Below are 11,819 nucleotides of genomic sequence, written 5' to 3'. Positions count from 1 at the left end.
TAGATAGGCTAGGATTACCCTCAGTTTTACCTCGCCAGGCCCGGGTTAAAGGCAAGGTAATTAAATCTGGGGTAGCTAATCCGAATCTATCCCTCAAAGCCTTTGGGGCGTCCCCAAGGGACAGCTACTAAGCCGGACTATATGGCATGGTAGAATGGTTTCCTACACTTTAAATCGTTCTACCTGCTCCTCCAATCGCTTAGCTACTTCCATGACCTGTTCAGCATTGGCGGCTATTTCTTGGGTCGACGCCGAAAGTTCCTCTGCAGAAGCCGATATCTCCTGTGCCGAAGCCGAGGTCTCCTCAGCTACTGCACTTATGCTCTGAACCCGATCGAGCACAACGTCTTTGGCCTTCACAGTACCGTCTACTTCCCGGTAGGTCGCTTCAATCATGGGAGCTATGGCGGATACCGACACGAGTATTTTGTCAAAAGCTTCGATAGTCTGCTCTACGTTCTCTAGCTGGCTGGCTACCTGCTTAGTTACTTCTTCGGAAGTGCTTACCACTTCATTTGTTTCCGAGGTGATGTTGTTTAGTAAGGCTCTTATCTTCTCCGAAGACCTCCGGGATTCCTCGGCAAGCTTCCTTACTTCGTCCGCTACCACTGCAAAACCTCGTCCTGCCTCGCCGGCTCGAGCTGCTTCAATGGCAGCGTTTAAGGCCAAAAGGTTCGTCTGTTCCGCTATCCCATTGATTACTTCCAAAATCTCTTCCACCTGGCTAACCGACCCTCTAAGCACTTCAAGCCGCTCAACAACCGCCTTGAATGCCTCCCGTACACTCTTAATAGAGGCAATAAGACTATCTAGCTCCTTCTTACCTGTATCTGCGAGCCGGGTAGTCTCCTCGCTACTAGCCTTAACCCTACCTAACTCATTATAAACCTTATCCAGGCTATTTGTTATGTTCTCGATAAGCCCGATTATTTCCTGCAGATGTCCCGCCTGCTCCGAGGCCCCTGCGGCCACTTGTTGGATGGCCTTGGCCACCTCAGTAGAGGAAGAAGCGATCTCTTCGGATACGCCACTTAAGGCTTCCGAATTGCTGGTAAGAGTCTGGATACCTGTTTTAATATCTTTAATAAGACTACCTATACTTTTTTGCATTAACGCTAAAGCATTGGCGATTTGCCCTAGTTCATCTTTCCTCTTCAAATATGCTACAGATCTATCTTTCTCGTCGAAGGTGAAGTCACATTCTGCGAATCTCTGCACTACCCGGGTTAAGTCGAGGATAGGGGTAGTGATGCTTCTCGACATTACGAAGGTAAGGGCAAGAGCAGCGAAAGTTATTATGATGGAAAGGAACAGCATGCTGCGTTTGAGTCCGGCTACCCTCTCTAAAACCTCAACCTTGGGAGCAATCACTGCCACGGACCACCCTGTAGTCTTGATCGGGGCATAGGCTACAATCATTTCCTGGCCTTGAAAATTGCAAGTAGCCACTCCTTCTTCGCCCTGTATCATTTTAGCTACAACTCTTGCTAATGATTCTAGGTCGGGATTGCTTTGCGCGTTTTCTAAAATATTTTCCTGAGCCAAGGCTTTCTGGACGTCCTTGTGAGCTATAATCTTCCCCTTACTGTCAACGGCAAAGGCGTACCCCGTGCGACCGTAAGTTATACTTCCTATGAGTTCATTAAATTTTGCTCCATCCACTATACCTGCAAGGACACCCGTAATCTCACCTGTAGCATAATGACGTATAGGCGTGGCATAGCCGAAAATTATGGTCTGGTCTATCTTGCTCACCATACTACTTGAAACATAAGTGTATCCCTTGAGGGCTTCCTGGAAATAATCTCTATCTGCAAGATTAGCCTGGCTTCCATCATGATAGACGGCGTTACCCTGCCTATCCAAAATAGCTATGCGCTTAAATCCCAAGCTTTTCGCTTTTTCTAGTTCTTCGGCAAGCGTTTGTATTTTTTCCTCTAACCTAGCTTCCCCTTCGCCAGACTTACCCTTTATCACACTTCTATTGGCTAGGCTTTCCACAACATATATGCGGGCTTGCATACGGCTGTCCTGGGTCTCAGCAACTTGTTTGGCCACCTTAAGCATGGCGTCTTCAGCTTCGGCCTCTAGAGCCCTGGCAGCACGGTTTTGACTGACCAGCCAAAGCAATAAGCAGCCACCGAGAGCAATCAGCCCAAATAGCAAGATCATCCTAGTACGTAATGTTCCACCGAAATCTTTTTTCATCACTCTTTTCATCCCCTTCCAGGCTAAGACCATAGGAGGACTTATCCACGTACAAAAGAGTTAAGATGTGCAGCCTGATAGCACCGTCTAGAACTCTTTGCCCATACAAAAAAGCTGCCTCTTCAGGCAGCCAAGGAGAAAAGTAAGCAAAAAGTAATCTCCCCGGCAGCCCGGCTACCATAGCTTTTTAAGCCTTAGGCCCGTGGCTTTGCGCCCCCGCCTTTCGGCGGGTTTGCCCTGAGCGGGTGAGATGACACTCGTACTCGATATATCAAGTACTGACGGGAAGATTTTATTATATGTTGTCATGATTTGTCAATTAACTTGCCGCACAAGCGCCCGCCTATCAAGTCAACAGCTTCGTACAGGCTTTTGTATCTATGCAGCTTAGGAAGTGACGCGCGTGAATAAGAAAATAGCCCAATGCTGTTTTTTTATATCCATTTGATTTTTTCTTGCACGCCTTTTCGGGGAGGCGCGGCAGGTTCTTCATCGGGGTACCCTATAGGAGTTATAGCCACGATCTCTCGATCTTCCGGAATACCCAGCACTTGCCGCACTTCGCTCTCGTTACGTAAGGGACCCGTCATCCAGCAGGTACCCAATCCCTCGGCCGTAGCTGCTAGCAACAGATAGCAAAAGGCCGCCGAGACACTTTCCAGGTTCATCTTCCTGATAGCCGGGTCACCGTAAACAGGTGTCAGTGCCACAATGGCTAAAGGCGCTCCTCCGAAGGTTCTAGCCCATTGTAAATATCTTTCTTGCTCGGGGGTGCGCTGTCCGGCCGGAGGCATGGCAAGCTCGGCTATCCTGCCGTAACAGGCAGCTAACGCTTCTTTTTTGGCTCCCGTCACGACTAAAAATTCCCACGGTTGCCAGTTCCGCCCTGATGGGGCCCACATGGCGTATTCTAAAATCTTATCTATAATTTCCCGGGGGACCGTATCGGGCTTATACTTTCTAATACTACGGCGCCTGCTAAAAACCTCGTATAGTTCCATAACGGTCCGAACCTCCTTATGTATGGTTAAACCCTCATGTCTAATTCTTCCTCCTTTTTGAGCTGAAGTCAAGGAAAAACTGCCCGAACTATAAGTCAGCCTGGTGAGGCCATGCCCCGACTTAGGCCAGAGGCGGCTGTCCTCTCGCTCTTCATCTCTACAGTCAAATCCGGATATACCACCCGCACTATCTTGGAAAAACCGAGGTTCCCGCAATCTGCGCGGTAAGTGAACATCAGGTCGCTACTGTTTTCTTCACTATGGAAAGGGCGGTTTCAATATCCGTCCTGGAAATATCTTTATGCGTTACAAACCGTACACCCTGCCGGGCGAGATCTTCGGCCAGTGCGGGGGCACCTATAAGTCTTGCAAGGTAAAGGGCGGGTAAAAATAGAATATATCAAGGGTCTACCGTTCTCCCTAAGTTTTTGTAGGAAAGGTGAAAAGCTATGCAAACCCTAGAAGCTTTTTTAGGAAGGTTGAGTGATATAGTCTGGGGACCGCCCATGCTTATTTTGTTAGTAGGTACGCATATTTTTCTTACTTTTCGCTTGGGGGTCCAGCGTTATCTTGGCAAGGCCATTAAACTCTCCTTTACCCGGACCCGTGAGGGGGTTGGGGATATCAGCCACTTCGGGGCCCTAATGACCGCTTTAGCTGCTACCATCGGTACGGGGAATATCGTAGGTGTGGCTACAGCGGTGGCAGCCGGGGGACCGGGAGCGATCTTCTGGCTCTGGGTCACAGGAATTTTCGGTATTGCTACTAAATATTCTGAGGCTTTGCTGGCTGTGAAGTACCGCATTACCAATGAGCGGGGTGAAATGGCGGGGGGGCCCATGTACGTACTAGAACAGGGATTAAGGCTCCGCTGGCTGGGCATTCTCTTTGCCCTCTTCACCGCCATTGCCGGCTTCGGCATCGGTTCTTCGGTCCAGGCCAACTCCATTGCGGAAATGCTTAAAGCTTCTTTAGGTATTCCTGGATGGATCACGGGACTTATCTTGGCCTTCCTCACGGCCCAGGTTATTATCGGCGGTATAAAAAGTATCGCCCGGGTTTGCGAACTTTTGGTGCCCTTCATGGCTGTATTTTATATCTTAGGATGCCTCATTATCTTGGCCTTTAACTACCAGACCATACCCCAGAGTATCGCCTTAATAATCAAGAGCGCTTTTACCGGCCAGGCCGCGGTAGGAGGCTTCGCCGGCGCTACAGTAATAGCCGCTATGCGGTACGGGGTTGCCCGCGGCCTTTTCTCCAATGAATCGGGCCTGGGTAGCGCGCCCATTGTAGCTGCTGCGGCCCAGACCAGTAATCCCGTAAGGCAGGCCCTGGTATCCTGCACGGGAACCTTCTGGGATACGGTGATAGTCTGCGCCCTAACCGGGTTAGTTCTGGTTAGTACAGGAAGTTGGACTACGGGCTTAAATGGGGCTGCCTTGACCAGCCAGGCCTTCAGCACTATTGGGGGGATAGGCCCTGTAGTCCTTAGCGTAGGTCTTTTAACCTTCGCATATTCCACTATCCTAGGATGGTCTTACTATTGTGAAAAGGCCGTAGAATATCTCTTCGGTACCTGGGCTGTCTACCCCTATCGCTGGCTATGGGTTATAATGGTCTTCGTAGGCTCGGTGACTACTTTGAAGATCGTCTGGTCCTTTGCCGATATAGCTAATGCCCTCATGGCTATTCCCAACCTTATCGCCTTGCTGGCTCTAAACGGGGTCTTAGTGGATGAAACCCGCAGGTTCCTTGGTGGAGGTTGAGTGTAGGATGAAACAGCGGGTCCCACTTTTAATTTGGAAAGCGGGGAAGCTTCGTGATACAGGAACAAATACACGGCCGTACCTGGGCAGAAGTTGATCTAAGGGCCATCCGCCACAACTTAAAAGAGATAAAGAAAAGGCTTAAACCCGGCGTTAAGGTAATGGCCGTTGTTAAGGCCAACGCTTACGGCCACGGTGCCGTAGAAGTTGCGCGTGCGGCCTTGGAAGAGGGGGCCTCTTTCCTAGGCGTGGCCACTTTGGAAGAGGCCCTAGTCTTAAGGAAAAAAGGTTTTAGAACAACTCCCATCCTTGTCTTAAGCCCTCCTCCGGTAGAAACGGCAAAATTGACGGTAGAACATGATCTAGCTACCGCTATATTTTCTTTGCCCCAGGCTGAAGCCCTGGCTAGAGAAGCTTTACGGCAGAAGAAAAAGGCGAGAGTGCATATTAAAGTGGATACAGGGATGGGGAGGATAGGTTTAAGGGGAGACGAGGAGATAGTGGCCTTCTGCCGTAAGATAAAGGAGTGGCCGTTGGTCCTAGAAGGTATTTTTACTCATTTTGCCTGTGCCGATGAGGTAGAAAAAGATAAAACCGCCCGGCAACTGGAAAGGTTTGTAGAGGTTATAAACAAATTACAGCAAGAAGGAATAAACATCCCTCTAAAACATGCCGCCAACAGTGCGGCTGCTCTGGAGTACCCGCCCTCCCACCTGGATATGGTGCGGGTGGGTATAGCCCTTTACGGTTATCACCCCCGCCCGGGGGCTTCCGATGTTGACTTGCATCCGGCCTTAGCCTGGAAGGCTAAGATAACCCAGGTAAAGCGCGTGCCTCCCGGCACCCCTATAAGCTATGGCTGGACTTACAAGTGTTCAAAAGAGGAAATTATCGCCACCATCCCCGTAGGGTATGCCGACGGGTACCGGCGTATTTTGTCCAACCGGGGATGGGTACTGGTACAAGGTAAAAGGGCACCGGTGGTGGGGAGGATATGCATGGACCAGTTTATGGTCCGCCTGGAAGAAGAAGTCGCCCCCGGGACGGAAGTGGTTCTTTTGGGAAAGCAAGGGCAAGAAGCTATTACTGCAGATGAGATGGCGAGCTGGCTGGATACCATTAGCTATGAAGTATTAACTTCGATAAGTTGCCGCGTTCCACGGATTTATAAAGAATGAAACGAGCATAAAACTGCGTCGCGGGTCCATAATAAGGAAGTAGATAATAAATACCCAAGGAATACTTTTTTAGAGGGGAAGTAGTAAGTAGTGGAGAGCTACGATGCCATTGTTGTGGGCGCAGGACCCGCGGGCAGCACCGCCGCCCTTACCTTAGCCAGGAACGGTCTGTCGGTAGCCCTCTTAGAGCGAGGCCAATTCCCCGGCTGCAAGAACGTTTTCGGTGGGACGATTTATGCTCAACCTGTATCCGAGATCCTTCCGGCTTTTTGGGAAACGGCCCCTTTAGAACGGCCGGTAGTAACAGAGGAACTGTGGTTTTTGCATACTGATTCGGCCGTACGCGTAGGCTTCGGTAGCCTACGTTTTGCCCGCCAGCCTTACAATAAATTTACCGTACTCCGTTCCCGCTTCGACCGTTGGCTGGCGGGGGAAGCTTCTAAAGCAGGAGCGGTACTTCACCTGAAGGCCCATGCGCGCGATTTCGTTTTTGATAAAGGCCTTTTTACGCGCGGGCCCGTGCAAGGAGTAAAGCTAGACAACGGGGAGATCTTACTTTCTAACGTAGTCATTATAGCCGAAGGCGTCCTCCCCTTTCTTACTGCCAAGGCCGGTCTTCTCACCAAGGTTCCTCCTGCCTATGCTTATACCCTTTACGTTAAGGAAGTTTTAAGCCTGCCCAAGGAAAAGATCAACGATCGGCTCCAGCTGGAAAATGATGAAGGAGCTATCATAGGGATAGTGGGCTTTCCTACCTCCACAGCCATCGGCAAAGCCGGCCTCTGGACCAACAGAGACACCCTTTCCCTCGTAGTGGGAGCCTACCTAAATCAAATGGCCTCCCATGGTTTAAGCCCTTACCTGCTCCTTAAGCGGCTAAAAGAGCACCCCTTCGTGAAAAGGATTATCGAGGGGGCAGAACCGGTAGAATACCAAGCCCATATGATCCCCAAGGGTGGGTATACCTTCCTCCCCAAGCTTTACGGGGATAACGTGCTGGTCGTAGGGGACGCCGCGCTGATGATAAGCGGTCGCAGGGGCACCGATCTGGCTATGCTTTCCGGTAAGTACGCGGCCGAGACGGTAATCCAGGCTAAAGCCAAGGGTGACTTTTCCGCCAAGATGCTGGCAAACTACGCTTTAAAGATAAACCGGGCTTTCTTTATGGAGGATATTAAGGCCCGCCGCGGTGACTTACAGTATTACCAAAACCGTTCGGACGCAGATTATCTAATAAGCAGCACCCTTAATGAATTGGCCAGCGAATTTTTTACCGTAGACCTTTTGAATGAAAAAGAAAAAAGGGAGCGCCTCACTGGCATCCTCCGGTCAAAACAATTTCCTCTAAAAACTTTAGGCGACCTTTGGGCGGCACTGCGTCACTGGGAGGCTTTATGATGCTGGAAGCCAAATTTCCTGAAGATCCCTTACCATTGCTGGAGATTAACGTGGACGATACATCCCATATTGCCCTGCGCGATCCCCAAAATTGTTTACTCTGCGCCAATAAACCATGTACCTATATATGTCCCAGCCAAGTTTTCGAATGGGAAGAAGAAGCTCTTAAGATTAACTATTCCCGGTGCGTGGAATGCGGGGCTTGCCAGAAAATATGTCCGGAGAATATTATTTGGGAATACCCCCGGGCGGGCTATGGAATAACCTATCACTATTGATGGTATTTTTTACCACTAACTAGAAGGAACTCTTTTCCCCTTTGGCGAATACTTTTTTGAAAGCTACCGGAAAAAGTTTCCAATAAGCCAGGGAGGAAAAACCCATGAGGCTGGTGTTCACCGTAGTGCTGGGATTTTTTTTATTTTCAGTACCCGAAAGTAGTTGGGCTGCAAGTACAAATGCCCGCGAAGAGCTCAAGCGGCGTCTTGAGGACACCGAAAGCCAGGAGTATCTTCTTTTGCAGGAAATCCTTCGTATGGACGCCAACCTTCAGGCTCTAGCTGCCCAAAAACTCGCTTTGTCTACCCGCCACCGAATCTTGACCCAGGAACTCGCCTCCGCCCGACAAAGAGAAAAGGAATTGAACGAGAAGTTGGCTTCCACCCGGAAAAATTTCTATAGCACCCTCCGTTTTTTCCAAAAACATACGGTAGGTCCGTACCTTATGGCAGCTATCCTCAGCCGAGATTGGGCCGACCTTTTTATCCGCTGGGAACTGCTCCAGCAGTACGTACGCTTCCTTCTCAACCAGGTACAAGAGCATCTAAACCTTTACAAAGAAGCCCAAAGGTTTAGAGAAACCATAGAGCGCCAGGAAAAGGAGGTGGCCGACGCGGCTTTAGAGATAACCCGGGTTGAAGAGAAGTTAAAAGAAATCAAGAGGGCACGGGAAAAAACTTTGGAAATAATTAAAAATCAAGCCGCCCGGTACGAGCAAGCCCTCCTGGCTTTAGAGACGTCCTGGCAGGAAACTATACCCACTTTGATGGCCCTGTTTCAACGTCTCCCTCAATTTCCCTGGGAGAAACTTACGCCGGATAGAATCCGTATAAATTACGACCGCGGTACCGTAGTGGCAGAATTTAGCCAACAAAAGATTAACAAAGTACTCCTGGAGGGGCAGAAGCCACTAGAGAACGTAAAATTTTTGCTGTCCCCGGGAACCTTGAGCATCCCCGGACCGGGTTTTCTACTTGTGGGGACCCTGGATATAGCTGGGCCTCACAATCTAATCTTTACTCCGCGGCGAGTTGAACTATCCGGCATATCTTTAGATAGGTCTGTATGGGACGTCCTCCTCCCTCAGCCCGTCTTTGATATTGAGCTGCCTCCGCCTGTATTAGACTTTAAATTTAGCCACCTGGAAATTCAGGACGGACGTATAATCCTGGAACTCTCCAGGACGTAAAAAAAGCTACCCTTGAAATGTCAAGGGTAGCTTAGGGGATGGAAGGTGTTGCCTGCTCTATCACCTCATTCTTTTTCCGGTGGCCCGCCTTGGAAGAAAAGTTCATCCACCGTGACACCGAAAAAGTCAGCCAATTTCTTCATAGTTTCTTTACGCGGATGCCTGCAGCCTCTTTCGATCATGGCATAACCGCTCTGCGTGATTCCCACCGCTTCGGCTACCTGCCTCTGGCTCAGCCTGCGCTGTAATCTGAGTTCGTATAGCTTTTGGTTTCGCAAGGGGACCACCGTACCTTGTCTCACGAGCTTCGGCATATAGGACCAGTTGCTAGTTAATAATATAATCACAAAATGCAATTATGTCAAGGACTGCCAGGGTAAAAAAATAACATTTCGTGATTCATATTGCCTAATATCACGGAGCGTGTTACATTGGCAACGAGGTGTGTCCCCGTGCCCTCTTTGGGCCAAAGACTGGCAGCCTTACGCAAAGAAAAAGGCCTTTCTCAAGCCGAGTTGGCCAAGCTTTTGAACGTGGGCCAGAGCACTATAGCCATGTACGAAAAGGATAAGCGCCGGCCTGATGCGGAAACTTTGACCAGGCTGGCCGAGTTTTTCCAGGTCTCCGTTGATTACCTCCTGGGATTAACGGATTTCCGGGAAAGGACGGTTTATACCGTTAATCCGGAGACTCAGGAATTGTTCTCCCTACTTTTACGCGAACCCCACCTGAAATCCAGCCTGTCAGATCCCCTCTTCCGCAACCTCCTCAAGCGCATCCCCGACCTGACCCCTGAGGAAAGACAGCTCTTGGTGCAGCATTGGGAATGGTCGTTAAGGTTGCTGGAGAAAAACAAAAAGATAAAAAAAGAAAGCGCCCATACCACCGGCAAGAACAACCGGAATGGCCGGGACTAGCCGAATAAAAGAGAGGCATACCGTCCATATTAGATCTGAGAAGGGAGGGAAAAGTGTGCGCAAGCGGGTGGCGGTAGAGCGCACCATCAGTGCTATAGGTGATCATCTGGCCGAACAAGGGTTCGAGGTAGATTGGATAGATACAGGTGTGCTTCAGGCTAAAGACCTCGCAAATTATGGAGCCATAATTATCAGCGGGCAGGATTCTAATCTTTTAGGTAGGGAGGACATTGGCACGGAGGCACCTGTAATATCGGCCGAAGGCAAAACTCCAGCCGAAATTGCGGAAATGGTACGAGAAAGGCTGGAACTTACTTCCTAAAAATACCACCGGCTTGACAGTTTCCCCAGATCCCATGGTATAATGAAGCTTAAAATAAACCAAGGTGGAGTACTATGGGCCGGGATATCAAGGTGGTGGCGGAAAACCGCAAGGCCCGCCATGATTATTTTATAGAAGAAACTTTGGAAGCAGGCCTAGTTCTTACAGGAACGGAGGTAAAATCGCTCCGCTCTGGCAAAGCCAATATCCGGGATAGTTTTGCGCGGGTGGAAAACGGGGAAGTTTTCCTTTACGATATGCATATAAGTCCCTACGAACAGGGTAACCGTTTTAATCACGAACCCAAACGGCCAAGGAAACTCCTATTGCACAAGCACGAGATCCGCCGACTTATCGGTAAGACCCGTGAAAGGGGTTATACCCTTATCCCTTTAAAAGTTTATTTTACTCCCCGCGGCATAGCTAAGGTGGAGCTAGCCCTGGCCAAAGGTAAAAAGCTTTATGATAAGCGGGAAGCCATCCGGGAGCGGGATATGAAACGGGAGATGGAAAGGGCTTTCCGGGAGCGGCAGAGATAGATTTTGGGGGGACTGGAAATAAGGCTGGGGCTGCGCTATAATATATATTAGGTCATATGGCGCGGGATTGCTGTGCTATAATATATATTATGCGTGGGGGCGTACTGGTCTCGACGGGGGAGACATTGGCAGGAGCTGCCAGGCGAGATCCCACCTGCTCGTTAAACGGTGGACCCTAATAAGTGCCAAAGAAGAACTTGCCCTGGCTGCCTAAAGCATAGCAGCCACATCCACCTCAGTCCCCGCCCGCGGAGCTGGGAGTGGGTGTAATCCGTAGCGGGCTATCCCTAAGGCCTTCGCCTGCGGGCCCAGGGAGAAATTAAAAGCAGGCTGGCCCCGGAGGCACCTAGTTTCCGGGGGGCGCCGGGGCGAGATACAAAGCGGAAACTATCCTGGTAGACGCTCCTGTGGGTGTTCCTTCGGACGGGGGTTCGATTCCCCCCGCCTCCACCAGTAGTAAGGGCCACGGGGAATTAACCCGTGGCCTGGGTTTATTCTAGAGCGGGTCAAGCGCTTTTATTCACAGCACTTTGAAGACGGGAGGACGCAGCAGCTACTTTGTACCGCCTGTTCACCTGTACCGGCGGCCATCTCTTCTTCCTTTTTACGTTTGGCCGCAAAGAAGCGCTTTAAATTCTCAGGTAGCTCCTTAAGCGGCTCCCTTTCTACTGGGGCTTCTATACCGCCACCGTAAACATGTTTCAGGATGGCTTCAATGATCATTCCTTTGGGAGCTACGGTATATTCCCTGCCCTGGTATACCCAGACGCGGCAGTCGACATCCTCGCCGCAGAGGTCACCGCAGGACTCGCAGAGGCTTTCCCTCACGTCCAGCTGGATGTCCCGGCCGTTGATGCGTATGGTGGGTGAGCTGACCAATCCCCAAGCCAGGGCTTCTTCTTCCGTGCGGACGTGGATCTTTTTAAGGTTGACTTCCACGCCGGTGGCTTCTAAAACCCCGGCCACTTCTTTAAGGGCCTCTTCGAGGTTCCTCGCCGTACCCCGGCAACGGGTGCAGG

Annotated in this window: 12 protein-coding genes, 1 other RNA gene and 1 riboswitch; of the genes, 9 read left to right on the top strand and 4 right to left on the bottom strand. The window is 50.3% G+C overall.

The genetic code is table 11. From position 1 onward, the window contains the following. Positions 1-162: 162 nt before the first annotated feature. On the bottom strand, positions 163-2,208 hold the full coding sequence (locus tag L5656_RS07945) for a methyl-accepting chemotaxis protein (protein ID WP_297201512.1): 2,046 nt from the start codon (positions 2,206-2,208) through the stop codon (positions 163-165). 161 nt (positions 2,209-2,369) lie between these two features. Continuing rightward, positions 2,370-2,455, bottom strand: a riboswitch (cyclic di-GMP riboswitch). A 187-nt stretch (positions 2,456-2,642) separates the two neighbouring features. Then, positions 2,643-3,209, bottom strand: coding sequence for a nitroreductase family protein (locus L5656_RS07940; protein WP_297201510.1), 567 nt, complete (start codon positions 3,207-3,209; stop codon positions 2,643-2,645). Between the two features lie 449 nt (positions 3,210-3,658). On the opposite strand from L5656_RS07940, the gene L5656_RS07935 reads away from it, so the two are divergent. From L5656_RS07935 to L5656_RS07915, 5 genes are all read left to right on the top strand, one after another. Beyond that, entirely contained in the window at positions 3,659-4,978 is a 1,320-nt protein-coding gene (locus tag L5656_RS07935; protein WP_297201508.1) for an alanine/glycine:cation symporter family protein, read from the top strand. A 53-nt stretch (positions 4,979-5,031) separates the two neighbouring features. Continuing rightward, complete coding sequence (gene alr, locus L5656_RS07930; protein WP_297201506.1) at positions 5,032-6,156, top strand: alanine racemase; 1,125 nt, start codon at positions 5,032-5,034, stop codon at positions 6,154-6,156. 90 nt (positions 6,157-6,246) lie between these two features. Beyond that, positions 6,247-7,554 (top strand): FAD-dependent oxidoreductase, encoded by a 1,308-nt coding sequence (locus L5656_RS07925; RefSeq protein ID WP_297201504.1) that lies wholly within the window; start codon positions 6,247-6,249, stop codon positions 7,552-7,554. Next, the gene (locus L5656_RS07920; RefSeq protein ID WP_297201502.1) at positions 7,554-7,832 is read left to right on the top strand and encodes a ferredoxin family protein; all 279 of its coding nucleotides are present in this window, start codon (positions 7,554-7,556) and stop codon (positions 7,830-7,832) included. The genes L5656_RS07925 and L5656_RS07920 overlap by 1 nt, the downstream gene beginning before the upstream one ends. Before the next feature lie 104 nt (positions 7,833-7,936). After that, entirely contained in the window at positions 7,937-9,022 is a 1,086-nt protein-coding gene (locus L5656_RS07915; RefSeq protein WP_297201499.1) for a murein hydrolase activator EnvC family protein, read from the top strand. A gap of 65 nt (positions 9,023-9,087) precedes the next feature. Here the strand turns inward: L5656_RS07915 and L5656_RS07910 are convergent, their stop codons facing one another. After that, complete coding sequence (locus L5656_RS07910; protein WP_297201496.1) at positions 9,088-9,336, bottom strand: helix-turn-helix transcriptional regulator; 249 nt, start codon at positions 9,334-9,336, stop codon at positions 9,088-9,090. A 138-nt stretch (positions 9,337-9,474) separates the two neighbouring features. Here L5656_RS07910 and L5656_RS07905 point away from each other — a divergent pair, with 138 nt between their 5' ends. The 4 genes from L5656_RS07905 to ssrA all read left to right on the top strand — a co-directional run bounded on the left by L5656_RS07905 (position 9,475) and on the right by ssrA (position 11,253). Further along, positions 9,475-9,939 (top strand): helix-turn-helix domain-containing protein, encoded by a 465-nt coding sequence (locus L5656_RS07905; protein WP_297201492.1) that lies wholly within the window; start codon positions 9,475-9,477, stop codon positions 9,937-9,939. Between the two features lie 55 nt (positions 9,940-9,994). After that, entirely contained in the window at positions 9,995-10,261 is a 267-nt protein-coding gene (locus L5656_RS07900) for a YkuS family protein (protein ID WP_297201489.1), read from the top strand. Between the two features lie 74 nt (positions 10,262-10,335). After that, positions 10,336-10,800: an SsrA-binding protein SmpB gene (smpB, locus tag L5656_RS07895; protein ID WP_297201487.1), complete on the top strand. Its 465-nt coding sequence runs from the start codon at positions 10,336-10,338 to the stop codon at positions 10,798-10,800. A 95-nt stretch (positions 10,801-10,895) separates the two neighbouring features. After that, positions 10,896-11,253: a transfer-messenger RNA gene (ssrA, locus tag L5656_RS07890) on the top strand. Positions 11,254-11,316: 63 nt separating this feature from the next. On the opposite strand, the gene L5656_RS07885 is transcribed toward ssrA, so the two are convergent. Continuing rightward, positions 11,317-11,819 (bottom strand): DUF2703 domain-containing protein (locus tag L5656_RS07885; protein WP_297201484.1); only part of this gene is annotated, 503 nt, incomplete at its 5' end.

Origin of the sequence: Thermanaeromonas sp., from assembly GCF_021890735.1 — a bacterium.
In the GTDB taxonomy this organism is placed as follows: domain Bacteria; phylum Bacillota; class DSM-521; order Neomoorellales; family Neomoorellaceae; genus Thermanaeromonas.
Note: the sequence above shows the minus strand (reverse complement) of the source record. Positions and strands in the feature narration are given on the sequence as shown.